The sequence below is a fragment of the Pseudomonas sp. JAI120 genome (genome assembly GCF_014207255.1).
Lineage (GTDB): Bacteria > Pseudomonadota > Gammaproteobacteria > Pseudomonadales > Pseudomonadaceae > Aquipseudomonas.
Map to the genome: position 1 here is coordinate 299,998 of NZ_JACHCZ010000007.1, position 24,606 is coordinate 324,603.

At 60.2% G+C, this 24,606-nt stretch carries 22 protein-coding genes; 5 read left to right on the forward strand and 17 right to left on the reverse strand.

Annotation, left to right across the window (positions count from 1 at the left end):
* Nucleotides 1–85 precede the first annotated feature (85 nt).
* From HDC32_RS28900 to dksA, 13 genes are all read right to left on the reverse strand, one after another.
* Entirely contained in the window at nt 86–1,102 is a 1,017-nt protein-coding gene (locus tag HDC32_RS28900) for a class I SAM-dependent rRNA methyltransferase (protein WP_184746377.1), read from the reverse strand.
* Nucleotides 1,103–1,169: 67 nt separating this feature from the next.
* Nucleotides 1,170–2,039 carry an oxygenase MpaB family protein gene (locus HDC32_RS28905; RefSeq protein WP_167656471.1) on the reverse strand — a complete coding sequence of 290 codons (870 nt, stop codon included), beginning with the start codon at nt 2,037–2,039 and terminating at the stop codon, nt 1,170–1,172.
* Nucleotides 2,040–2,055: 16 nt separating this feature from the next.
* Nucleotides 2,056–3,993, reverse strand: coding sequence for an acetate--CoA ligase (gene acs / locus HDC32_RS28910; RefSeq protein WP_167656472.1), 1,938 nt, complete (start codon nt 3,991–3,993; stop codon nt 2,056–2,058).
* 105 nt (nt 3,994–4,098) lie between these two features.
* Entirely contained in the window at nt 4,099–5,763 is a 1,665-nt protein-coding gene (gene pgi, locus HDC32_RS28915; protein ID WP_090399768.1) for a glucose-6-phosphate isomerase, read from the reverse strand.
* Between the two features lie 223 nt (nt 5,764–5,986).
* Nucleotides 5,987–6,838 carry a pantoate--beta-alanine ligase gene (gene panC, locus HDC32_RS28920; RefSeq protein WP_184746379.1) on the reverse strand — a complete coding sequence of 284 codons (852 nt, stop codon included), beginning with the start codon at nt 6,836–6,838 and terminating at the stop codon, nt 5,987–5,989.
* On the reverse strand, nt 6,835–7,635 hold the full coding sequence (gene panB / locus HDC32_RS28925) for a 3-methyl-2-oxobutanoate hydroxymethyltransferase (RefSeq protein ID WP_145336547.1): 801 nt from the start codon (nt 7,633–7,635) through the stop codon (nt 6,835–6,837). The genes panC and panB overlap by 4 nt, the downstream gene beginning before the upstream one ends.
* 214 nt (nt 7,636–7,849) lie before the next feature.
* Entirely contained in the window at nt 7,850–8,347 is a 498-nt protein-coding gene (gene folK, locus HDC32_RS28930; protein WP_131699414.1) for a 2-amino-4-hydroxy-6-hydroxymethyldihydropteridine diphosphokinase, read from the reverse strand.
* A 2-nt stretch (nt 8,348–8,349) separates the two neighbouring features.
* Nucleotides 8,350–9,753 carry a polynucleotide adenylyltransferase PcnB gene (locus HDC32_RS28935; protein WP_131699415.1) on the reverse strand — a complete coding sequence of 468 codons (1,404 nt, stop codon included), beginning with the start codon at nt 9,751–9,753 and terminating at the stop codon, nt 8,350–8,352.
* 696 nt (nt 9,754–10,449) lie between these two features.
* Nucleotides 10,450–11,889 (reverse strand): sigma-54 dependent transcriptional regulator, encoded by a 1,440-nt coding sequence (locus HDC32_RS28940; protein ID WP_131699416.1) that lies wholly within the window; start codon nt 11,887–11,889, stop codon nt 10,450–10,452.
* A gap of 22 nt (nt 11,890–11,911) precedes the next feature.
* The gene (locus HDC32_RS28945) at nt 11,912–14,866 is read right to left on the reverse strand and encodes a sensor histidine kinase (RefSeq protein WP_167656473.1); all 2,955 of its coding nucleotides are present in this window, start codon (nt 14,864–14,866) and stop codon (nt 11,912–11,914) included.
* Nucleotides 14,850–15,026, reverse strand: a complete 177-nt coding sequence (locus HDC32_RS28950; RefSeq protein WP_003176118.1) for a hypothetical protein — start codon at nt 15,024–15,026, stop codon at nt 14,850–14,852. The genes HDC32_RS28945 and HDC32_RS28950 overlap by 17 nt, the downstream gene beginning before the upstream one ends.
* Before the next feature lie 62 nt (nt 15,027–15,088).
* Complete coding sequence (gene gluQRS / locus HDC32_RS28955; RefSeq protein WP_167656474.1) at nt 15,089–15,976, reverse strand: tRNA glutamyl-Q(34) synthetase GluQRS; 888 nt, start codon at nt 15,974–15,976, stop codon at nt 15,089–15,091.
* A gap of 83 nt (nt 15,977–16,059) precedes the next feature.
* Nucleotides 16,060–16,494, reverse strand: a complete 435-nt coding sequence (gene dksA / locus HDC32_RS28960; RefSeq protein ID WP_005791430.1) for an RNA polymerase-binding protein DksA — start codon at nt 16,492–16,494, stop codon at nt 16,060–16,062.
* A 320-nt stretch (nt 16,495–16,814) separates the two neighbouring features.
* Between dksA and HDC32_RS28965 the strand changes: the two genes are divergently transcribed.
* Nucleotides 16,815–17,987, forward strand: a complete 1,173-nt coding sequence (locus HDC32_RS28965) for a pyridoxal phosphate-dependent aminotransferase (protein WP_184746380.1) — start codon at nt 16,815–16,817, stop codon at nt 17,985–17,987.
* Nucleotides 17,987–18,697 (forward strand): DNA/RNA nuclease SfsA, encoded by a 711-nt coding sequence (sfsA, locus tag HDC32_RS28970; protein ID WP_184746381.1) that lies wholly within the window; start codon nt 17,987–17,989, stop codon nt 18,695–18,697. Before HDC32_RS28965 ends, sfsA begins: the two co-directional genes overlap by 1 nt.
* On the opposite strand, the gene HDC32_RS28975 is transcribed toward sfsA, so the two are convergent.
* Nucleotides 18,677–19,015, reverse strand: a complete 339-nt coding sequence (locus tag HDC32_RS28975) for a Rieske (2Fe-2S) protein (protein WP_184746382.1) — start codon at nt 19,013–19,015, stop codon at nt 18,677–18,679. The two genes, sfsA and HDC32_RS28975, sit on opposite strands and share 21 nt — an antisense overlap.
* A 156-nt stretch (nt 19,016–19,171) precedes the next feature.
* On the opposite strand from HDC32_RS28975, the gene HDC32_RS28980 reads away from it, so the two are divergent.
* From HDC32_RS28980 to HDC32_RS28990, 3 genes are read left to right on the forward strand one after another with little or no spacing between them, the layout of a single operon-like run.
* On the forward strand, nt 19,172–20,050 hold the full coding sequence (locus HDC32_RS28980; RefSeq protein ID WP_184746383.1) for a hemin ABC transporter substrate-binding protein: 879 nt from the start codon (nt 19,172–19,174) through the stop codon (nt 20,048–20,050).
* 50 nt (nt 20,051–20,100) lie between these two features.
* Nucleotides 20,101–21,084 (forward strand): iron ABC transporter permease, encoded by a 984-nt coding sequence (locus HDC32_RS28985; RefSeq protein ID WP_167656483.1) that lies wholly within the window; start codon nt 20,101–20,103, stop codon nt 21,082–21,084.
* Nucleotides 21,084–21,851 (forward strand): heme ABC transporter ATP-binding protein, encoded by a 768-nt coding sequence (locus HDC32_RS28990; protein WP_167656478.1) that lies wholly within the window; start codon nt 21,084–21,086, stop codon nt 21,849–21,851. The genes HDC32_RS28985 and HDC32_RS28990 overlap by 1 nt, the downstream gene beginning before the upstream one ends.
* A 245-nt stretch (nt 21,852–22,096) precedes the next feature.
* Here HDC32_RS28990 and HDC32_RS28995 read toward each other — a convergent pair whose 3' ends face one another.
* From HDC32_RS28995 to HDC32_RS29005, 3 genes are all read right to left on the reverse strand, one after another.
* Nucleotides 22,097–22,369, reverse strand: a complete 273-nt coding sequence (locus HDC32_RS28995) for a TfoX/Sxy family protein (protein WP_184746384.1) — start codon at nt 22,367–22,369, stop codon at nt 22,097–22,099.
* A 202-nt stretch (nt 22,370–22,571) separates the two neighbouring features.
* Nucleotides 22,572–22,916 (reverse strand): pentapeptide repeat-containing protein, encoded by a 345-nt coding sequence (locus tag HDC32_RS29000; protein WP_131699425.1) that lies wholly within the window; start codon nt 22,914–22,916, stop codon nt 22,572–22,574.
* A gap of 92 nt (nt 22,917–23,008) precedes the next feature.
* Nucleotides 23,009–24,565, reverse strand: coding sequence for a bifunctional aminoglycoside phosphotransferase/ATP-binding protein (locus tag HDC32_RS29005; RefSeq protein WP_184746385.1), 1,557 nt, complete (start codon nt 24,563–24,565; stop codon nt 23,009–23,011).
* Nucleotides 24,566–24,606 lie beyond the last annotated feature (41 nt).

The window sequence follows — 24,606 nt, forward strand, 5'->3', positions numbered from 1 at the left end:
GGCGGCGCCATCTATGTCAAACAGGAGTGCCTTGGAGTATGGCACGGGTTTTCGGTTCCGAAGAACTGGGCCTTTAGGATGCTTCTTACAGTTGAAGTATCAGAGTCTTCAGCGGTGGCTGGTGGTCCTGTGAGGGAAAGTCCGCGCCTGGCGTCATGATTTTCCAGTCCCGCACCGGACGCCCAGCCTTTTGCGCACAACGCAAAACCTGTTCACGCCAATCCTCCAGGCTGACTTTTGCCAGGTTGTTGCAGCAGATCAGCACACCATCGTCGGCTGTAGCGAGCAGTGCAGGCTTGAGCAGGCTCTGGTAGTCACGCAGCAGGTCGACCGTACCGAAGGCACTCTTGGCCCAGGCAGGCGGGTCGAGCAACACCAGGTCATATTGACGCTGCTCCAGGCGCGGGTAGCTCGGCAGTTTCTGCCCGCGACGTTGGGTGATCGGCAGCCCGGCCAGTTGGCGAATCGCCGGGAAGTAATCCGATTGCACGAACTCCATGGTGGGAAGCTGTGGATTGAGTCGACCGTTTTCACGTCCCACCGCCAGGTTGCCCTCGGCGAAGTCCAGGTTGCATACCTCGCGCGCACCACCGGCAGCGGCGCTCAGGCCCACCCCACAGGTGTAGGCAAACAGGTTCAATACGCTTTTGCCGGCGCTGTGGTCTTTGACCCATCCGCGCGTATTGCGCAGGTCAAGGAACAGCAGCGGGTCCTGGCCAGCGTGGCGACCACGTACACGGTAATTGAGGCCCCATTCGTGGCCCACCAGGTCTTCCAGCGCGGCAGGTTCTGCGCGGTATACCGAATCTTCGCGATCGACACGCGAGTTGCCGCGGGAGCGGTCGTTGTATACCAGCAGCAACTCGAGGCCCATGTACTGGTTGATCACTTGGTGCAGGTCCAGCAGGTCGGCGGTCTCCAGCGACTGATGGAAGCTTTGCACCAGTAACTGTGGGCCATAGCGGTCGATGGTCAGGCCGCCGGCGCCTTCCTGGCTGCCATGGAACAGCCGATAGCAGTCGGTGCCCTGGGCGTGCAGCTCGTTGATCAGGTCTTGGCGATGATCGAGGGCGGCGCGCAGCGCCTGATTCAAGGGAAACATGGAGCGCGCCTTGCTTAGGTAAATGGGGGAAATAAAGGCGCGGAGTTTAACAGCTATGGCGCGTTGCCTACATCAACCCCATCCGCCGGTGTGCACGCTGCACCGAACCATTGCGCATCGCCCAGCGCAACAACGGCGCGCTGCGCTTGACCCCGGCGCGGATCATCTGGCGTTGCAGCGGGCTCTGGTGCTGATCGAGCAGGGTGCTGGCCCAGTCCGGCAGCAGGTCGATCCCGGCTTGCATCATCAAGGCGCCAAATGGCTTGGCCAGCGTGCTGGGGGAGGGAGCGTTCAGCAACAGGCGCAGCACTTCGCGGCTGCGCTCGTCGCACAGCAATTGCGGGCGGATATTCTCAAGGTAATCGGAAATTTCCTGCCGTGAATGCGGCACATGCTGCGCGCCCAGCCGTTCTGCGACGACGGCGATCTCGCTGTAGTAACGGTCCTGATCACGGCCAGAGAGGTGCGGGTTGCGATAGCGCAAGTGGGCAGCAAGAAAGTTGCTCACCTCCGCCACATGCACCCAGGTCAGCAGCTCTGGATCGCTGGCCGCGTAAGGCCTCCCGTCCGGGGCATGGCCAACCACCTGCAGGTGAATGGTGCGCACTTTTTCGATCAGCCAGTCGGCGTCTTTGCGCGAGCCGAACGTGGTGCCGGAAATGAACTGTGAGGTCCGCCGCAAACGCCCAAGCATGTCCTGGCGAAAATTCGAATGGTCCCACACGCCAGCCAGGGCCAATGGGTGCAAGGCTTGCAGCATCAAAGCGCTGATGCCGCCGATGAGCATGCTGCTGAAGTCGCCATGGACTTGCCAGCTGACCGAGTCCGGCCCGAACAGGCCTGGATCGCCCTTGGGGTTTTCCAGGTCCAGTTGGCCCAGTGACAAGCCGGTGAGGCTCATCAACTGGGTTTCGATACGGCTGCGGATAAATTCCATGGCGACTCGGGTTTTCCTATCGGTTCAGGCGTTTGTCGATCAGGCCGTCGACGACGCTGGGGTCGGCCAGGGTCGAGGTATCACCCAGGCTATCCAGTTCATTGCAGGCGATCTTGCGCAAAATCCGGCGCATGATCTTACCGGATCGGGTTTTCGGCAAGGCCGGTGCCCATTGGATCAATTCGGGCTTGGCAAAGCTGCCTATTTCCTTGCTGACCAGTTCCAGCAGGTGTTTTTTCAGCGCATCGCTGGGTTCGACGCCATTCATGGGGGTGACGAAGGCATAGATGCCCTGGCCCTTGACGTCGTGGGGGTAGCCCACCACGGCGGCCTCGGCCACCTGGTCATGCAGTACCAGCGCACTTTCTACCTCGGCGGTGCCGATACGGTGGCCGGACACGTTGATCACATCGTCGATACGCCCGGTAATCCAGTAGTCGCCGTCCTCATCGCGACGCGCGCCGTCACCGGTGAAATAGTAGCCGGGGTAGGGTTTGAAATAGGTGTCGACCATACGCTGCGGATCGCCGTAGACGCTGCGAATCTGCCCCGGCCAACTGGCCTTGATCGCCAGTACGCCGCTGCCGGCACCACTGATGACCTTGCCTTGTTCATCCAACAGCACGGGCTGTACGCCAAACATCGGCTGGGTGGCGCAACCTGGTTTGATGCGCTGGGCGCTGACCAGCGGGCTGAGCATGATGCCGCCGGTCTCGGTCTGCCACCAGGTATCGACAATAGGGCAACGCTGTTCGCCCACCGCGTTGAAGTACCAGTCCCAGGCTTCCGGGTTGATCGGCTCACCGACGCTGCCCAGCAGGCGCAGGCTGGCGCGGGAAGTCGTCTCCAGCGGGCCGTGGCCCTCGCGCATCAATGCACGCAAGGCGGTGGGGGCGGTATAGAAGATATTCACCTGATGTTTATCGATGACCTGCCAGAAGCGTGAACTGTCCGGGTAGCTCGGCACACCTTCGAACATCAGCGAGGTGGCGCCATTGGCCAGCGGCCCGTACACGATGTAACTATGACCGGTGACCCAACCCACATCGGCGGTGCACCAGAACACCTCACCGTCGCGGTAATCGAGTACGTACTTGAAGGTCATTGCCGCCTGGAGCAGGTAGCCGCCCGTGGTGTGCAGCACGCCCTTGGGTTTACCGGTGCTGCCGGAGGTGTAGAGGATAAACAGCGGGTCTTCGGCGTCCATCGGTGCGGGAGGGCAATCCTCGCTCGCCGCATCCAGGGCTTGTTGATACTTGAGGTCGCGGCCTTCGCTCCAGTTCACTTGGGCGCCGGTGCGTTGTACGACCAGTACCGAGCTGACGTTGGGGCAACTCGCCAGGGCCTTGTCGACATTCTGTTTCAACGCCACCGGCTTACCACCGCGCACGCCTTCATCGGCAGTGATCACGGTGCGGCAGTCGGCGTCCAGAATGCGGTCGCGCAGGGCGTCCGGTGAGAACCCGCCAAATACCACCGAGTGCACAGCGCCAATCCGTGTGCAAGCCAGCATGGCGTAGGCCGCTTCCGGGATCATCGGCATGTAGATACACACCCGGTCGCCTTTTTTCACACCGCGGCTTTTCAGCACATTGGCCAGGCGGCAGACGTTTTGGTGCAGTTGGCGGTAGGTGATTTTGGAAGATTTTGCAGGATCATCACCTTCCCAGATGAAGGCCGGCTGATCGGCGCGTTGCGCCAGGTGACGGTCGATGCAGTTGTAGCTGACGTTTAACTGGCCACCGGCAAACCATTGGGCGGTACCGGTCTTGATGTCTGACTGCTGGACGGTGTGCCACGGTGTTATCCAGTCGAGAAAGCCCTTGGCCTGTTCGGCCCAGAACGTGTCCGGCTGCTCGACGGATTGGCGATAGAGGCGCTGGTAGTCCTCTTGACTGAGTTGCGCAGCCCGGCGGACGGCATCGGCGGTGGGAAACGTGCTGATATCGAACATGAGCGATCCTTATTCTTGTTTTTGCGACAAGTCATAAAGATGCACCCTGTATGGAGAGGGTTCAAGGCCAACGTCCAAACGGACGTTGGCCTTGCGGTACCTGCATCAGCCGCGGTGACGACCGCGGAAGTAGTTGATCAGGCCCTGGGTCGAAGCGTCTTCGGCCAAGGTTTCTTCGGCGCCGGTGAGGCGATTGTATACGCCCTTGCCCAGCTCCTTGCCCAGCTCCACGCCCCATTGGTCGAAGGCATTTATGCCCCAGATCACGCTTTGCACGAACACTTTATGTTCATACATGGCAACCAGGGCGCCCAAGCGACGCGGGCTGATGCGTTCAACCACGAGCGTGTTGCTCGGACGGTTGCCCGGGATCACCTTGTGCGGTGCCAGCTTCTGCACTTCGTCTTCCGGGATGCCCTTGTCGCGCAGCTCGGCTTCGGCTTCGCTGCGGGTCTTGCCGAGCATCAGTGCTTGGCTTTGGGACAGGCAGTTGGCGTACAGCCATTGATGGTGGTCGGACACCGGGTTGAAGCTGACGATCGGCACGATGAAGTCGGCCGGGATCAGTTGGGTACCTTGGTGCAGCAACTGGTGATAAGCATGTTGGCCGTTGCAGCCGACGCCACCCCAGATTACTGGGCCGGTGTCGGTGGACACCGGTTTGCCGTCCTGGCGCACGCTTTTGCCGTTGGATTCCATGTCCAGCTGCTGCAAGTGCTTGGTGATGTTACGCAGGTAGTGGTCGTACGGCAGGATCGCATGGCTCTGCGCACCCCAGAAGTTGCCGTACCACACGCCCAGCAGGCCCAGCAGCACCGGCATGTTCTGTTCGAACGGCGCGTTCTGGAAATGCTGGTCCATGGTGTAGGCACCGGACAGCAGTTCCTTGAAGTTGGACATGCCGATGGCCAGGGCGATTGGCAGGCCGATGGCCGACCACAACGAATAACGGCCACCTACCCAGTCCCACATCGGGAAGATGTTTTCTTCGCGGATACCGAAGGCCACGGCGGCCGCGTTGTTGCTCGACACGGCGATAAAGTGGCGGTACAGCTCGGCTTCCGAGCCACCCTGAGCCAGGTACCAGGCGCGGGCGGCCTGGGCGTTTTTCAGGGTTTCCAGGGTGTTGAAGGATTTCGACGAGACGATAAACAGCGTGGTCTCGGCGCGCAGCTTCATGGTCAGTTCGTGGAACTCACTGCCATCGATATTCGCCAGGTAGTGGCAGCGCACGCCTTTATGGGCGTAGGACAGCAGCGCTTCAGAGACCAGCTCCGGGCCGAGGAACGAGCCACCGATGCCGATGTTCACCACGTCGGTGATCGGCTTCTCGGTGTAGCCACGCCACAGGCCGTCGTGGATGCGGCCGACCAGATCGGTGATCTGGTTCAGCACTTTATGCACGTCCGGCATGATGTTCACGCCGTTGACCGACAGCTTGTCGCCCACCGGGCGGCGCAGGGCCGTATGCAGGGCAGGGCGGCCTTCGGAAGAGTTGACCGGCTCGCCGGCGTACAGTGCGTCGATCGCGCCTTTGAGGTTCACTTCCTTGGCAAGGCCCACCAGCAGGTCGCGGGTCTCGCTGGTGATCAGGTTTTTCGAGTAATCGAGGAAAAGTCCGCAGCTGCTCAAGGTGAATTGGGAAAAGCGCTGGGGATCGGCATTGAACGCTTCGCGCATGCTGAAATCCTGCATGGCTTGGCGATGTTGATTGAGCGCTTGCCAGGCGGGCAGAGCGGTAACGTCATGAGGGGTGCGGTAGTACGCCATCGCTGCGGGTTTCCTTTTATTACGGGGACTGCCTTTAGGACACTTCAAAGCCCGGAACATCCAGTCTTATCTCAAGGATTGGGTTCCAGACAGCGCTAACCATAGCGCAGGGCGATTACATTAAACCTAGCGTGTCGATATGTCTTGGCTTTGTCTGCGCTGTGGCCGGTACTTTTTTATACCGGCACAGCGATCAGGGCAATCGGCGGGGTGTTCAGAGGGGTCAGTTGAGGTTCAGATGCAGGTTGTCGATCAGGCGGGTCGTGCCTAGAAAGGCTGCCACCAGAATCACAATATCCCGATCCTCCGCCGTAGCGGTCCGCAGGTGCACGCCCTGGCGCACTTCGAGGTAGTCCAGGCGCAACCCGGCCGCCTCTATCTGCTGCACCTGTTCGGCACGCAGTCTGGCGAAGTCGTGATCACCGCTTTTGATGGCTGCGGCAATCTGGCTGAGGCTGCGGTACAGCACCGGTGCGATCGCACGTTCTTCTCTGCTGAGAAAACCGTTGCGCGAGGACAGCGCCAGGCCATCATCGGCGCGTACGGTGGGCTCGCCAATGATCTGGATCGGCATGTTCAGGTCATGGACCATGGCGCGAATCACGGCCAGTTGCTGGTAGTCCTTCTGGCCAAATACAGCCATGTCTGGCTGGACCATGTTGAACAATTTGCTGACCACCGTCGCCACACCTTCGAAATGCCCGGGACGGCTGGCGCCGCACAAACCTTCGGACAACTGCGGGACGCTGACACGGGTCTGGCCGGTCATGCCGCCGGGGTACATCTCCTCGACGGTCGGCGCGAACAGCAGGTTGCAGCCGGCCTGCAAGAGCTTTTCCTGGTCGGCGGCCAAGGTGCGAGGGTACTTGTCCAGGTCTTCGCCGGCGCCAAATTGCAGCGGGTTGACGAAAATACTCGCAACGACAAAGTCCGCCTGTTGCACAGCCTTGCTGACCAGGCTGGCATGGCCGCTGTGCAGGTTGCCCATGGTGGGCACGAAGCCGATGCGTTTGCCTGCTTTGCGGGCGTGGGCGACGGCGGCTCTGAGTTCGCGTACGGTTTTTACGGTGTTCATGCAGAGAATCCGTGTTCGGCGCCTGGGAAGGTCACGCCTTTGACTTCGGCGACGTAGGCACTCAATGCGGCGTGGATGCTGTCCTGCCCAGTCATGAAGTTCTTCACGAACTTTGGCACGCGGCCGGTAATCGACAGGCCGAGCATGTCGTGCAGTACCAGCACCTGGCCGTCGGTGGCCGAGCCTGCGCCAATGCCGATCACCGGCACCTTAACAGCCTGGGTGATTTCTGCTGCGAGTTCGCTGGGCACGCATTCGAGCAGGATCATCGCAACGCCCGCCTGTTCCAGGGCGATGGCATCGGCACGCATCTGGCGCGCCTGGGCTTCGTTGCGGCCTTGTACCTTGTACCCGCCGAGGATGTTCACGGACTGTGGCGTAAGGCCCATATGCGCACAGACTGGCACGCCGCGTTCAGCCAGCAGGCGAATCGACTCGGCGAGCCATACGGCGCCCTCGACTTTGACCATGTGCGCACCGGCACGCATCAGTTTGCCGGCGTTCAGGAAGGTCTGCTCGACGGTGGCGTAATCCATGAAAGGCAGGTCGGCGATGATAAATGCGCCGTCGTTGCCGCGCTTGACGCTGGCGGTGTGGTAGGCCAGTTCATCGGTGGTGACGGGCAGGGTGCTGTCATTCCCTTGAAGGACCATGCCCAGTGAATCGCCCACCAGCAACACTTCAACCCCGGCCTGGCAACTGGCGTGGGCGAAGGTGGCGTCATAGCAGGTCAGCATGGTGATTTTTTCACCTTTGAGCTTGAGGCTCTGCAAGGTGGTCAGGGTAATGTCTGGCATGAAAAGGGTCCTCGTTCAGGCGCTTGGAAACAGCGAGTTACGCGCGTGAGTCTTCGTTTATTCAGGCGCACTGTCTTGAGAGCAGTGCTTATAAGGCCTGGATTGCGCCCTTCAGCGCCGGGTTGGCGGCAGCGGGACGCCTATAGTCGTGAGGAGGACACGGGAAGTCAATTGGATGTGTTACCGCATTGTTACGATGGCGGTGTTACCGCTGTTACTGACGCGATTCAGCAACAGGGAGCCGTTCCAGGCCGACAAACGGGCAGGCTTCAAGTAGGGCGCTGAGGCGTTTGCCATCCGGCAACTGCAATGCGGCAGGCGCCAGCTCGGCCAGTGGATACAGCACAAACGCACGCAGGTGCATCTGGTAGTGAGGCACCTTCAGGCGCGGCTCGTCGATCAGGCGATCGCCAAACAGCAGAATGTCCAGGTCAAGGGTGCGAGGGCCCCAACGTTCCAGGCGCTCGCGGCCTTGGTCGTTTTCGATGGCTTGCAGCGCATCCAGCAACTCAAGTGGCGCAAGGCTGCTGTCCAGGGCGGCAACCGCATTGGTGTAGCGCGGTTGGCCCGGGAGCAGGGAATCACTTTGGTAAAAGGCGGACACACCCGCGACGCAGGTGTCTGGCAATTGCGCCAGCGCTTCGATAGCGCTGCGCAATTGCTGGTCCGGGGCCGCCAGGTTGCTCCCCATGCCGATGTAGATGCGTTCCACGTTTATTCGCCCGCAGCGCCAGAGGCATCCGCCGCACTGCGTTTGCGCTTGGTGCCGCTGCGACGACGCTTTTTCGGACCAGCCCCTTCGCCGTCACCCTTGCTGCCGAGGTCGCGAATCATGTCGCGGCGTTGGCTGTCATTGGCATCCTGATAGTCGGTCCACCATTCGCCCAGGCCGTCGGTCTGCTCACCGGCGCTTTCGCGCAGCAGCAGGAAGTCGTAACCGGCGCGGAAGCGTGGGTTGTCCAGCAGCAGGTCGGCGCGCTTGCCGCTGCGGCGGGGCAGGCGTTCCTGCATGTCCCAGATCTCGCGGATCGGCAGGGTGAAACGTTTCGGGATAGCGATGCGCTGGCACTGTTCGGCGATCAGCTCGTGAGCGGCTTCCTGCATGGCCGGGATAGGCGGCATGCCACGGTCCTGCAGGCGCAGTACGCGTTTGGGCAGGGCCGGCCACAACAGGGCGGCAAACAGGAATGCCGGTGTTACCGGTTTGTTCTGCTTGATGCGCAGGTCGGTGTTGATCAGCGCTTCGCTGATCAACGTGTGGGTATAGGTTGGGTTGTGTTCCAGTGCTTCGGCACTGGCCGGGAACAGTGGGTCGAACAACTGCAGGTCGACCAGCATTTCGAACGTGTCGGCGGCGTAGCCCGAGAGGAACAGCTTGAGCACTTCTTCGAACAGACGCGCGGATGGGATTTCCCGCAGCATCGGTGCCAGCTCGCGTATCGGTGCGGCGGTGTGTTTCTCGATACCGAAGTTGAGCTTGGCGGCGAAGCGCACGGCTCGCAGCATGCGCACCGGATCTTCCTGATAGCGCTGCGTCGGGTCGCCGATCAGGCGGATCAGGTTATTGCGGATGTCGTGTACGCCATTGGCGTAATCGAGGATGCGTTCGCTGACCGGATCGTAATAGAGGGCATTGATGGTGAAGTCGCGGCGCTGCGCGTCCTCTTCCAGGGTGCCGTAGACGTTGTCGCGCAGGATGCGCCCGCTCTCGTTGCGGGAAGACTGATTGGTGTCTTCCTCTTCATCGTTTTGCGGATGGCCGGCACGGAAGGTCGCGACCTCGATGATTTCGCGACCAAAGTGGATGTGCACCAGCTTGAAGCGGCGGCCGATGATTCGCGCATTGCGAAACTCGGCACGCACTTGCTCAGGCGTAGCGCTGGTGGCGACGTCGAAATCCTTGGGCGTGATATTGAGCAGCATGTCGCGTACACAACCACCTACCAGGTAGGCCTGGTAACCGGCGTTCTGCAACCGTTCGACGATATTCACCGCATAACGGCTGAATTGAGCGCGCTGCAACGAATGCTGGCTGCTGTTGAGCACTTCAGGCGTGCTGCGTTTGTGTTGCGTACGACGCAAGGGAGAACGGAATGACTGGAACAACTTCTTCAGCATGGGATGCACTGTTTGAAGGAATGTTCGGCCATAACGAAGAATGACCGCATGATGGGCGGGGATTCTAGCATTTAGTCAGGGGATGGTGTAGGAACAAGCTTCGGCGTTGCACCATAAGCCTTAAATCGTCAAATCCTGGAAACTACAAGGGGAGCCGAAGCTCCCCCAGAAGTAGTTGCATGCTCTATTTTTATTATTGGTTTCGGGCTTCTTGTTTTTGTTGATCGCCCTCGCCATGAAGCTTCACCTTCATGACACTCCCAATCGGGAGTTAAGAGCAAACGGATTGCTTTGGTCGCTGTGTTGCTGATCTACGATCCAACCAGTTCAGGCTCTGCCTTAGGGCAGTTTTTGTTGTTCTCGGCCTGGTTGCGGGGCAAGCCCCAAATGCAACGCCTCTCCAAAAGAATCAGTTAGCTGCGCCTCCGCCGTGTTGTTTTTGTTATGCGTGAGTCGATTCGTTTTATTTTTATTGTCTTGTACAAAGCTTGTTATTGTTTTTGTACTAAGCATATAGCAGGGTGCGTGCCAACTTTTGCTCCGCCCAGTAAAACCGGGGGTTTGAGGTGGTTTCGGGTTTTTGACGGGCGAAAAAAAGCCGGGGCTTCGTTACCGTAAGCCCCGGCTTTTGTTACGCGAAATATCCGCGGTAACAGTTTTTTCACATCTGAGGGTGTTACCTCTGGGGGCCCGCCCTCAGCTTTCGCTGGCAACCCCGGTCTTGCGCCGTGGAATGCCCAGGCGCTGGCGGCGTTCCCACAGGCACTTACGGCTCACGCCCAGCTTGCGGGCCAGCTCGGTCTCGGTCATGTGGTCCTGATGCTCAAGGACGAAATGCTGGAAGTAGTCTTCCAGTGACAAATCTTCCGTCGGCTCATGGCTGGTATTGCTACCGCCGCCCGGTGTCGGGGCCAGGCCGATGAAGTCGTCATCCTCCAAGTCGCTGAGTTCGATATCGATACCCAGCAGTTCGGCAGAAATTTCCGGGCTCTCCGACAGGATCACCGCACGTTCGACCGCATTCTCCAGTTCTCGCACGTTACCCGGCCACGAGTAATGCCGAATCGCCTGCTCGGCGTCGGGCGCGAACGTCAGGTCGGTACGGTTGATACGTGCACTCTGGCGCAGCAGGAATGCGTTGGCGATCTCATTCACGTCGGCGCCGCGCTCACGCAGGGCCGGCAGCTTGAGGGCAATTACGTGCAGGCGGTAATACAAGTCTTCACGGAACTGGCCGATCTTGGCCAGGCTCTTGAGGTCGCGGTGGGTTGCCGCGATCAAGCGCACGTCGACCTTCTGCGATTGGACTGAACCCACACGGCGAATTTCGCCTTCCTGGAGCACGCGCAGCAATCGTGCCTGTGCTTCGAGTGGGAGTTCGCCGATCTCATCAAGAAACAGCGTACCGCCGTCCGCCGCTTCCACCAGGCCCGCACGCCCGGCACTGGCGCCGGTAAACGCGCCTTTTTCGTGGCCGAACAATTCGGACTCAATCAGGGATTCGGGGATCGCTGCGCAGTTCACCGAAATCATCGGTGCCTTGGCGCGCTTGGACAAATTGTGCAGGGCGCGGGCCACCAGTTCTTTACCGGTGCCTGACTCGCCCTGGATCAATACATTGGAGTCGGTCGGCGCGACTTTACGGATCTTGCTGTACAAATCCTGCATTGGCGGGCAGGAGCCGATGATGCCGATCTCGCCGTTACTGTTGTCGACACCCGGTTTGTCGGCGCCGTTGGTCGCTTTGCCGGCGGGACGTTGTTCGGCCTGCACGCTGATGGCTGACTGGCGATCACGCAGGATGCGGGCCACGGCCTGGAGCATTTCATCGTGGTCGAAAGGCTTGGCGATGTAGTCCACCGCGCCCATCTTCATGGAGTCCACCGCCGAGCGCAGGCTGGCGTAGCTGGTCATGATCAGCACCGGAGTGCCCTGGCCAAGCTTGATCAACTCGGTGCCCGGCGCGCCAGGCAGGCGCAGGTCGCTGACAATCAGGTCGAACGTGGGGATGCTGAAACGCTCTTGTGCTTCCTGCACCGAGCCGGCTTCGCTGACCTGGTACTGATTACGTTCAAGCAGGCGACGCAAGGCAGAGCGGATAATGGTTTCGTCTTCGACGATCAAAATGTGCGGCATTGATTCAATTCTCTCGACGGTCTCAGTTCACAGCGGACGTCGCTTCGACATGACGCGGCAGGGTCACCCGAATACGGGTGCCGCGTTGGCTTTCGGTGTCAGCCGGGCTGTCGATGGTGATTTGTCCATAATGCTCTTCAACGATGGAATAGACCAGTGCAAGGCCCAGACCGGTGCCTTCACCTGGGTCCTTGGTGGTGAAAAAGGGTTCGAACAATCGGTCCATGATGTTCTGTGGGATGCCGCTGCCTTCATCTTCGACGATCAGATCGACGGTATGCTCGAAAGCCTCGGTCTTGACGCGTACTGCGCCACCGGCCGGGGTTGCATCGCGGGCGTTGGACAGCAGGTTGATCAGCACTTGGGCCAGGCGTTGTGAGTCGCCGTCGACCCAATGGTCGGGGTCGCACAAGTTGAAGAACTGTACTTCGAAATTGCGCCGGTTCAAGGCGAGCAGCCCAATGGCATCCTGGGCCACTTCGGCCAGGCACACGGCCTCATCCAGATTCTGATGGCCGCCGGCATGGGCAAAGCTCATCAGCGATTGCACGATGCGCGAGACGCGCTTGGTCTGTTCGAGGATCTGCCCGCTGATTTCGATGATTTCGCCGTCCTCCTCCCGCTCTTCCCGCAGGTTCTGCGCAAGGCACGCGATACCGGTGATCGGGTTGCCGATTTCGTGGGCCACGCCCGCTGCAAGGCGACCAATGCTGGCCAGGCGCTCGGAGTGCACCAGCTTGTCTTCGAGCATCTGGGTTTCAGTCAGGTCTTCGACCAGCAGCACCAGGCCGCTGTTACCGGGTGCCAGCGGTTCATCGATCGCGGCTTTGTGCAGGTTGAGCCAGCGCGTCTGGCCGTCGAGGGCCAGGTGTTGCTTGTGCAAATGCTCGTCGGGCAAATTGATAAAACCTTGGAGCAGTTCTTTCCACGGATCGCCCAGGGTATTCAGGCGCGAGCCCACCACCCGTTGCGCGGCGATGCCGGTGAGTTCTTCCATGGCCTTGTTCCACATCAGGATTTCCTGATCCTTGGCCAGGGAACACACGCCCATCGGCAGTTCCTGCAGGGTCTGGCGATGGTAACGGCGCAGGGCGTCGAGTTCGGCCGCCAGGCCGGTGAGGCGTGAGTGGTAATCCTCCAGCCGGCTTTCGATGAAATGGATGTCCTCGGTGACGTAGTTTTCGCCGCCGGCCTTGTACGGCAGGAAGGTTTCCACCATGTCCTGGGACACGCTGGGGCCCATCAGGCCGGACAGGTTGGCTTCGATGCGGTCGCGCAGGCGGCGCAGAGCGTAGGGGCGGCGCTCGTCGAAGGGCAGGTACAGATCGCGCAGCGCCTGCTCGACTTCCTTCTGAGCCGCCTTGGCGCCGAGGGGCTTGGCCAGTTGTGTGGCGAATTCCTGGGGTGAGGCCGCGTGCAGTTCGCGGCGTTGCGGTCGACGCACGTTATCCACCGCGCACGCTTCGGCGGCGCTGGTCTCCTCCGCGCTGGCATTGGTGAACAGTGAGATCAGGGTGAACATCAGTACGTTGGCGGCCAGCGAGGCAATCGCGGCCATGTGCCAACTGGTGTCGTCCAGCACGTAGATCATGTTCAGCAGCGGAATATAGAAACCCTGCAGGTTGCCGACCAACGGCAGCAGCATCGTGACGATCCATACCAGGATCCCGGCCAGCAGCCCGGCGATAAACCCGCGGCGATTGGCGGTCGGCCAGTACAGCACCGACAACACTCCCGGCAGGAATTGCAAGGTGGCGACAAAGGCGACGATGCCCAGGTTAGCCAGGTCTTGCCCGGCGCCGAGCAGCAGGTAGAACCCGTAGCCGGCCGTGATGATCGCGACGATCAATGCGCGTCGCGTCCATTTCAGCCAGCGGTAGATATTGCCTTCGGCGGGCGGCTGGTACAGCGGTAGCACCAGGTGATTGAGGGCCATGCCCGAAAGGGCCAGCGTCGTGACGATAATCAGCCCGCTGGCAGCAGATAAGCCGCCGACGTAAGCCAGCAGCGCCAACGCTGGGCTATTGGCGGCGATACCGATACCCAGGGTGAAATACTCGGGATTGGTGGTAGCCCCCAGTTTCAGGCCGGCCCACAGGATCAGCGGCACCGCGAGGCTCATCAGCAGCAGGAACAACGGCAAGCCCCAACTGGCGCTGACCAGCGAGCGCGGGTTGAGGTTCTCGGTGAAGGTCATGTGGTACATGTGCGGCATTACGATCGCCGAGGCGAAGAACACCAGCAACAGCGTGCGCCATGGGCCTTCCTGCAACGGGGTGTGCAGGGCGGCGAGGGCGGTCTGGTTTTGCAGCAGCCACAGTTCCAGCTGTTGCGGGCCGTCGAACACGCCATAGAGCGCGTAGAGGCCAACGCCGCCGATGGCGATCAGCTTGATCACCGACTCGAACGCAATCGCAAATACCAGCCCTTCGTGTTTCTCGCGGGTGGCGATATGGCGTGACCCGAAGAAGATCGTGAACAGTGAGATCAGCGCGCAGAAGGCCAGGGCGACGCGGTGTTGCACGGGCTCGCGGGTCAGGATGCTGATGGAGTCGGCCACTGCCTGGATTTGCAGGGCCAGCAGGGGCAGCACGCCGATCAGCATGAAAATGGTGGTCAGTGCGCCGGCCCAGGTGCTGCGAAAGCGAAAGGCAAACAGGTCGGCCAGGGACGACAGTTGGTAGGTGCGGGTGATTTTCAGGATCGGATACAGCAATACCGGCGCCAGCAGAAAGGCGCCGGACACGCCAAGGTAGCTGGAGAGGAAGCCATAACCATACTGGTAGGCCAGGCCCACCGTGCCATAAAACGCCCAGGCACTGGCGTAGACGCCCAAGGACAAGGTGTAGGTCAACGGATGGCGAATGATCGCCCGCGGAATCATTCCGCGCTCACTGATCCAGGCAACGCCGAACAGTGCAGCCAGGTAGGCAGCGCTGATCAGCAGCATCTGGGTGAGGCTAAAGCTCATCGGCATCTTTTTGGCTCTGCAGGATGAAGGTCACGACGATCAGGATCAGCCACAGCAGATAGGGGCGATACCAGGCGCCCGTGGCGTCGATCCACCAATCCATGATGGCGGGGGAAAACAGGTAGATCCCGACGACCAGCAGCAGGACCAATCGATAGATGTACATGTTGGCCTCTGATTAAAAAACTGCGGCGATGGTAACGGATGGCTGGCAGGCTGCAAGCGCCTTCAGCTTAATTGCGCTTCGGCCAGCGTCAGTGCGCGCGGGATCTTGCTGGCCTCCCAGTGCACAATGCCCCAATCCAGCAACTCCCGCGGGCTGGCATGAAGCAGTTCGTCGCCAGGCTGCTGGCCAAGGGCGCGCAGGGCTCTCAATAGCAACGGCGTGGCCTGGTCGGGATTCAGCGGCGGGGAGCGATAGGATTTGCCCAGCTTGTTACCGTCCGGCTGGACGATCAACGGTACGTGCAGGTAGCGCGGTTGGCGCAGGCCCAGCAATTCCTGCAGGTACAGCTGGCGTGGCGTGGAGTCGAGCAGGTCGGCGCCGCGCACGATATCGGTAACCCCTTGCCAGGCATCGTCGAGCACCACGGCCAGTTGGTAGGCGTAGAGGCCATCGCGGCGACGGATGACGAAGTCGCCGACATCACGGCCCAGGTGTTGCCGGAATTCTCCTTGTACACGGTCAGTAAAGTGGTACTCCAACTCGGGGACACGCAGGCGGATGGCGGCATCCTGCTGGTCGTGGCCGGCATTTCGGCACAGGCCTGGGTAAATCCCGTCGTAGGGCTCCAGTTGTTTACGTGAACAGGTGCAGGCGTAGGCCAGGCCGTGGTTGAACATATCGTTCAGTACTTTGGCGTAGGCGTCATGCCGCTCGCTTTGTCGGACCAGTTCGCCATCCCACTCAAAACCGTAGCTCTCCAGGGCATGCAGGATTGCCGCCTGGGCGCCGGGCTCTTCGCGGGGAGGGTCAAGGTCTTCCATGCGCATCAGCCAGCGGCCATGGTTGGCGCGGGCGTCGAGGTAGGAGGCGAGGGCGGCGACCAGGGAACCGAAGTGCAGATGGCCGCTGGGCGTGGGGGCGAAACGCCCGATATAGGTAGAGGCAGTCATGGGCCGGATACTACTGGAAAATCGGCAAATCCCAGAAACAAAAATGGGGCGTTTGCACGCCCCATTCGTTCAGCTCGGCAGGATTACTTGCCGACCTGTTTTTCCTTGATTTCAGCCAAGGTCTTGCAGTCTACGCAGAGGTCCGCGGTTGGGCGGGCTTCCAGGCGACGGATGCCAATCTCGACACCGCAGGATTCGCACCAGCCGTATTCTTCGTCTTCGATCAGTTGCAGCGTCTTGTCGATTTTCTTGATCAGTTTGCGCTCGCGATCACGGGCGCGCAGTTCGAGGGCGAATTCCTCTTCCTGGCTGGCACGGTCTGCCGGGTCAGGGAAGTTGGCGGCTTCATCCTTCATATGGTCAACCGTGCGGTCGACTTCCTGCATCAAGTCCTGCTTCCACTGCTTCAGGATTTTGGAGAAGTGCTCGCGCATGGGCTTGCCCATGTATTCCTCACCCTTCGATTCAACGTAGGGTTGGAAGCCGCTGATGCTCTGTTGCTTTGCTTGGGTGGACATGAATAGACCGCCTCTCACTCTTCTAATCCATTGCGCAGGATTGCAACGTCACCGACACCTGCCGGCCCTGCGGCTGCAAGCGGGCGAACTTACCAGATAGATTCAGGGCGCGCCACTCCCGGTTGTCGAGGCCCGTCACGCAGGGGTTGCAAACTGCAGCAGCCCGCTGTGGCTGGGTATGCATCGTCTCGAATGTTGATTTTAGTCGTTTTGCAAGCGCTCGCCGGGTTCATCTTGGACGGCCAGGCAGGCAATAGAGCATGTTTTACCGCGAGGGTTCGGTAGAATCCTGATTTTGTCCTCACCGTTAAGGAAGGCTAATGGCTCAGCCCTACAGTGCGCGCAGTCGCGCCATCGAACCTTTTCATGTCATGGCGTTGCTGGCGCGAGCCAATGACCTGCAAGCATCAGGCCATGATGTGATCCACCTGGAGATCGGCGAGCCTGATTTCACCACCGCCGAGCCGATCATCCAGGCCGGCCAGGCGGCGTTGGCCAATGGCAAGACCCGTTATACCGCGGCCCGTGGCCTGCCGGAATTGCGTGAAGCCATCAGTGGTTTCTACCAGCAGCGCTACGGTTTGAACGTGGACCCCGAGCGTATTCTGATAACGCCTGGTGGCTCTGGCGCTTTGTTGTTGGCCAGCAGCCTGCTGGTGGATCCAGGCAAGCATTGGCTGCTGGCAGACCCAGGTTACCCGTGTAACCGGCACTTCCTGCGACTGGTGGAAGGCGCCGCGCAACTGGTGCCGGTAGGCCCTGAGGTGCGTTATCAACTGACCGCTGACCTGGTGGCCAAACACTGGGATCAGGACAGCGTGGGCGCATTGGTTGCCTCCCCGGCGAATCCCACCGGCACGATCCTTACGCGCGATGAATTAGCCGGGCTTTCCGATGCAATCAAGGTGCGTAACGGCCATCTGGTGGTGGACGAGATCTATCACGGCCTGACCTACGGCACTGACGCCGCCAGCGTGCTGGAGGTCGACGATGAGGCCTTCGTCCTGAATAGTTTTTCGAAGTATTTCGGCATGACCGGCTGGCGCTTGGGTTGGCTGGTCGCGCCGCCCGCTGCAGTCGGCGAACTCGAGAAGCTGGCGCAAAACCTCTATATCAGCGCGCCCAGCATGGCCCAGTATGCAGCGCTCGCCTGCTTTACCCCGCAAACCCTGAGCATTCTGGAGGAGCGCCGTGCCGAATTTGGCCGTCGTCGCGACTTCCTGCTGCCCGCCCTGCGCGAGTTGGGCTTCGGCATTGCCGTAGAGCCGGAAGGGGCGTTCTATTTGTATGCCGATATCAGTGCGTTCGGCGGAGATGCCTTCGCGTTTTGTCGTCATTTCCTTGAAACCGAGCATGTCGCATTTACACCCGGTCTGGATTTTGGTCGCTATCAAGCAGGCCATCATGTGCGCTTTGCCTACACGCAAAACCTTGAGCGACTCCAGGAGGCGGTGGAACGAATCCAGCGTGGCCTAAGGAGCTGGCAAGGCTGATGCGCTTTCATCCTCCCCTCGAAGAAGGCCGACTGATTCGCCGCTATAAGCGCTTTCTCACCGATATCGAAACCGTTACCGGCGAGTTGTTGACTATTCACTGCCCAAACACCGGTTCGATGCTCAACTGCATGGTGGAAGGCGGGCAGGTCTGGTTCAGTCGTTCCAATGACCCCAAGCGCAAGTTGCCCGGCACCTGGGAAATTGCCGAAACGCCCCAGGGCCGCTTGGCGTGCGTTAACACGGCACGCGCCAATCAGTTGGTCGAGGAGGCTTTACGCGCTGGCGTGATCACGGAACTCAACGGTTTCACCGCGTTGAAACGTGAAGTGCCCTACGGCCAGGAAAAAAGCCGTATCGACTTTCGCCTGGAATATCCGGCCGGCGCGGCTTATGTGGAAGTCAAAAGCGTCACGCTGGGGTTTGATGGCACGAGGGTTGCCGCCTTCCCCGATGCCGTGACCCAGCGTGGCGCCAAGCACCTGCGAGAGCTGGCGCATCTGGCGCGTGAAGGGGGGCGGGCAGTGCAGTTGTATTGCGTCAACCTCTCCGGGATTGACGCAGTGCGCCCGGCGCTGGAAATCGATGCCGCCTATGGTGCGGCCTTGCGCGAGGCTAAAGCTGCCGGGGTGGAAGTGTTGGCATATGGGGTGTGCGTGACGTCCCAGGAGATTTGCGTGGATCGTCGGTTAGACGTGCTGCTTGACTAGATAGAGATCCACCCACAGGCCCTGCTCGTCCTCGCGACCGTGCAGGGCCTTGAGGCTTTTACCTGCGCATGGGCCGGCAATGCACTCGCCGCTTTCGATCAGGAACAGCGCGCCGTGGGTGGCGCATTGGATCAGGCTGGCGCTGTCGTCAAGGAACTGGTCGGGTTGCCATTCCAGTGGGATGCCGCGATGTGGGCAGCGGTTGATATAGAAGTAGGCGATGCCGTCCCGGCGTACCGCCAGCAGCGGCGTGCCATCAATCGTAAAACCGAGGCTGCTGTTGGGCGCGAGCGTGTCCGAGGGGCAGAGAAACTTCATTTCAATCCTTAAGTGCCTTGACGTTCAAATGCAAACAATTATCAAATGCCGGCTTCGCCCGTTAGCTGACTGGGTGCTCAGTTCGATGCCCGGCAGGGGTTATCTGTCACATCGACGGGTGCTCGAAAGGCCCTGCCCTTGGAAGGAAACCCTGTTATGCGCCTGAGTACCAGCGCTATTGCGCTTGTTGTCGGACTGCTGGTCAACCCTGGGGCGCAAGCCTCTGAACCGCCACAACGCTGGGTGAGTGCCGGTGGGGCGCTGTCGGAATGGGTCACGGCGTTGGGCGGTGAGCCGAAGTTGGTTGGCGTGGACACCACCAGCCAGCATCCTGAATCGCTCAAGGCGTTGCCCAGTATCGGCTATCAGCGGCAATTGTCGGCCGAAGGCATTCTCAGCCTTCGCCCACAGGTGCTGGTGGGTACTGAAGAGATGGGGCCGCCGCCGGTGCTGGCGCAGATTCGCAGTGCAGGTGTCCAGGTCGAAATGTTCTCGGCGCAGCCGGATTTGCCGACCTTGAAGGGTAATCTTCAGCACTTGGGTAAGTTGCTGGGAGATGAGGCTAAGGCTAGTGAATTGTTTACCGGATATGAACAGGCGCTTGATCAACAGAAAAGCTGGGTGGCCAAGGCAGGGGCCTCGCAGAAGGCACCTGGCGTGTTGCTGCTGATCGGTCATGCTGGCGGCAAGCCGCTGATTGCCGGTAAGGGCACGGCGGGCGATTGGGTGTTGCAGCAGGCCGGCGGGCGTAACCTGGCCACACACAGCGGTTACAAGCCGTTTTCGGTGGAGTCGTTGGCGGGGTTGAGCCCGGATGTGCTGGTATTTGCCGACCGCGCCCTGACGGGGGACGCGGCGCGCGCGGCGTTGTTCAAGGAGAATCCGATCCTGGCTTCGACGCCGGCGGCCAAGCGTGGCCGCGTTTTCGAGCTTGACCCGACCCTGTTGGTTGGTGGGCTCGGGCCGCGTCTGCCGCAAAGTCTTGTGAAGCTCTCGGCCGGCTTTTATCCGTCACAGACTAAACCCGGCCCATGACCACTTTGGTTAAACCGAAAACGCTGTTCATCGGCCTGGCGCTGTTATGTCTGTTGGCTACCTGGCTCTCGTTGGCACTGGGGCCGGTGAGCTTGCCGCTGCTGGATACGCTCAAGGCGGCATTGCGCTTGATGGGCGTGCCGATAGAAGCGCAAGGCCTGGAACAGGCTGAGTTGATCCTGGGGCAGATTCGTTTGCCGCGTACGTTGCTCGGTTTGGCGGTTGGCGGCGTATTGGCATTGTCGGGCGTGGCCATGCAAGGGTTGTTTCGTAACCCGTTGGCCGATCCGGGGTTGGTCGGGGTTTCCAGCGGGGCGGCACTGGGGGCGGCAATCGCCATTGTCGGGGGGGCGTTTTTCGGTGGGTTACCGGATGCCTTCGGGCCTTATCTGCTATCGCTATGCGCGTTTCTGGGCGGGCTGGGCGTGACCGCGCTGGTCTATCGACTGGGGCGGCGTAACGGTCAGACCAATGTGGCTACGATGCTGCTCGCCGGTATCGCCCTTACTGCGTTGGCAAGCTCGGCGGTGGGCCTGTTCACCTACCTGGCGGACGACGCCACCCTGCGTACCCTAACGTTCTGGAACCTTGGCAGTCTCAACGGCGCGAGCTATTCGCGGTTATGGCCTTTATTGCTGGTCAGTGTCGGTGTGGCGCTCTGGCTACCGCGCCGGGCCAAGGCGCTGAATGCGCTGTTGCTCGGCGAATCGGAGGCCAGTCACCTGGGTATTGATGTTGAAGGGCTCAAGCGCGAGTTGGTGTTCTGTACTGCATTAGGGGTAGGCGCTGCGGTGGCTGCGGCGGGCATGATCGGTTTTGTCGGGCTGGTGGTGCCGCATCTGGTCAGGTTGCTGGCCGGGCCAGATCACCGCGTGCTGTTGCCGGCTTCGATATTGGCGGGCGCGAGTTTGTTGCTGTTTGCCGATTTGGTCGCGCGACTGGCCCTGGCGCCGGCTGAACTGCCGATTGGTATCGTGACTGCATTTATTGGTGCGCCATTTTTTCTTTACCTGTTGTTGCGGGGGCGTGCCTGATGCTGCGTGTTGAAGACCTGCAGATCCGGCGTGGCCACAAGGTCGTGCTGGCGGATGTCACTCTGGATCTGCTACCGGGTGAAGTGCTCGGTGTGCTGGGCCCCAATGGCGCGGGTAAGAGTACGTTGCTGGGGGCGTTGTGCGGTGAGTTACACCCCGATCAGGGCAGGGTGTGGCTGGGTCAGCAGGCGTTGAAAGACTGGAGCGGACCGCAGCGCGCGCAGCGGCTGGCGGTGTTGCCACAAACCTCGACCCTGGACTTCGCGTTCCGTGTCGAAGAGGTGGTCGGCATGGGCCGTTTGCCCCATCAGACGGGGCGTGTGCGCGATGATGAAATTATCCACGCAGCCTTGCAGGCGGCGGATGTCGCACACTTGAATGGTCGCAGTTACTTGGCTCTTTCGGGCGGCGAGCGTCAACGTGTGCACTTGGCGCGGGTGCTCGCGCAACTATGGCCGGGTGAGGCGGGGCAGACATTACTGCTGGATGAGCCGACATCGATGCTGGATCCCCTGCATCAACACACGACCCTGCAAGCGATTCGCACCTTTGCCGATCGTGGTGCGGCGGTGCTGGTGATCCTCCATGACCTGAACCTGGCAGCGCGCTACTGTGATCGCATTTTGCTGTTGGAGCAGGGGCGTCCCCACGCACTGGATACACCGGCGCAGGTGCTGCGGCCCGAGCCACTTAAAGCCGTATTTGGCTTGGAAGTATTGGTACAGCCGCACCCGGAGCGTGGACATCCGTTAATCATTGCACGCTGAGGCGTGCTTTTTCACAGGCAAAAAAAGACCCGGCAAAAGCCGGGTCAAATAACCGTGATTAGCCTGATGAGGAGATAATCTGAGAGTCCGAACCAATGGTCTTTCAGTTATCGGCTGATCTCGCGACCAGTTGTGATAATCATAACGATTCTCATTTGAGAGTCAACAATTGTTTTTGAATGATCTTCTGTTTTTCTCAAACGTCCGTTTGAAGTGTGCATAACCATTGGGTTTTGCAGGACGATCTAGTTCTTATGACGCGCTGAAATAGCATCCAGCTGGCGGTTCAACGCTTCCTTACGCTCGACCGGGATGTCGTTCCAGTGCACGTCCATCAGTGCCCCTTCGATCGCATAAAGCAAAACTTTTGATGCGCGGAACCCACGAGTCCTTACGGCTCGATAGGCATCGACCGCTCCCAGGCGACGCAAGTCGGATGCACTGTGGATGCCCACCGCATGCAGCCACTGCGCTGACGTCTTGCCAAGGTTTTTCAGGTGTTGCAGCTCATCGTTCATCAAGCCTCCTTGCGACGGCCGAATGGTGCGGTGGGTATCGTAACCAGGCAAGCCTGAACAGGAGTGTAGCGCTCAGTAGGAAAAGCGTGGTTCTTTGGTCCTAAACGGCCCAAAAGCTTATAAGAATGGCGCGGGAATTTTGACGGCGGGCAGGAGGGGAGTGCCCGCTACGCATTGCGCGTAGTCGGGCTTGAGTTGAGTGTTACTTGGTGCGGTAGCGCAGGCGCGTGCCGAAATTGACCGACATGAGAATCTCATCGGCAGTCAATTCAGGCGGGAAGTAGGTGCCCGAAATCTGCGCATGGGCGAGGCTGGCGCCTTCCAGGGAGCAGTTGCGCAAATCCAGGCCGCGCAAGTCGGTGGAGCGGAAATACGCGTCGGTGAAATCTACACCGGCCGCGTTCAGGTCGCGCAAGTCCAGACCACGGAAGTCGCCGCCGCGCATGTCGATAATGCCGTCTGCTGGGCGTGCCTGATTGAAACCACGAATATCGTCTTTATGCAGGAGTGCGTAGAGCGGTGTATCTAGAAGCTTGGGCTGACTCATGAAAACGACTCCTGTTGGATTTATGACGCCATTATAGTGCCACTATTTCTTGGGCGTGCGTCCAAGTAGACGACACGACCAAGAAATTTTTCTTACAGGCCTGGCAGGCGCTGGCGAATTTGTGCGACTAGCGCATCGAGGGTTCCGCTTTGATTGGTCTCGACGCGTTTACTCAGTAACAGTTCTTCGGCGGTCAGTGGGTCACGGTTGGCCTGCTGTTCTTCTATAACGACCAGCGTAGCGTCGGACGGATCGTTTTTGTCGGCCTGACGTTGCGCCAACCAACTGGTGATAACGGCTTGTGGCGCGTTGCAGTCCAGGATCAGGAACGGCGCGCCCGTGGCTTCGGCCACCTTGGCTGCTGCGTCGCGTTGTTCGCGTTTGAGGAAGGTGGCATCCAGTACTACGGGGAAGCCGGCACGCAGCACGGTATCCGCGATGTCATTCAAGCGAGCGTAGGTCCTGGCGCTGGCGTCGGACGCATAGATGCCGGCCTGTGGCGTGTTTTCGACCTGCTGCTCGCCGAACATGCGCTTGCGCTCCACGTCCGAGCGCAGGCGTACAGCGCCCAATGCCTCCACCAGGCGCATGGCAACGTGGCTTTTGCCGACTGCCGAGACACCGTGGGTAATTGCCAGGAAGCGCGATGGAATGGTGCTGTAGCTTTCCGCCAGGTTGGCGTAGTTGCGGTATTGGCGCAGGGTCGTGGCGCGTTGCACCGGGCTTGCCTCGCTCGGCATGCTGAACAGCGCCACCTTGGCACGTACCAGGGCGCGGTAGGCTTTATAGAAGTTCAGCACTTCAAGGCCCTGATAGTCACCGGTCAGCTCCAGGTACTGGCTGATAAAGCGGCGGGCCAGGGACTTGAGGCCGCGGTCTTCCAGGTCCATGGCCAGGAAAGCGGTGTCGGCGTACACATCGGTGAAGCGAAACGGTTCGTTGAACTCAATGCAGTCGAAGATCACTACCTTGCCGTCAATCAAAGTGGCGTTACCGAGGTGGATGTCACCGTGGCACTCGCGGGTGAAACCGTCGAGCTTGCGCTGTGCCAGCAGCGGTTTCAGGCGCTCGAAACTGCTTTCGGCCCAGGCTTGCAGGGCTTCCAGTTGAATCAGGTCGGCCTTGTCGCTGAGGAATGGACGGATCTGGTCGAAGTTCTGCCGTACCGGCGCCATCACTTCATCGGGGGTGCCAGCTGCGTGGTCTTGCGGCACTTTTGGTGCGGTGAGGTGAAAGTGCGCGATCTGCGTGGCCATTTCATCGATGTGCGTGGCGGTCAGTTCGCCATTGGCTTGCAGGGTGCTGAGCAGTTGGCTTTGCGGGAACTGACGCATCTTCAGTGCGTATTCGATCACCGGGCCGTCGCCACCCAATTGCGGGGCGTCGACAGTGCCGGTAATCGGCAACACTTCCAGATACAGATCCGTTGTCAGACGTTGGTTGAGGCGCAGTTCTTCGTTGCAGAAGTGCCCGCGTTTTTCCAGGTCGGTGAAGTCCAGAAACCCGAAGTTCATCGGTTTTTTCAATTTATAGGCGTAGGGGCCAGTCAAGATGACCCATGAAATATGCGTTTCGATGACCTGGAACGCTTCAACCGGATGAGGGTACAAAGCCGGGTTTTGCAGGGCTGCGATCAGTGACTGGCTCACGGGCGATCCTTCAGAGTCGGGGGGGGGGAATCATGGCGCGC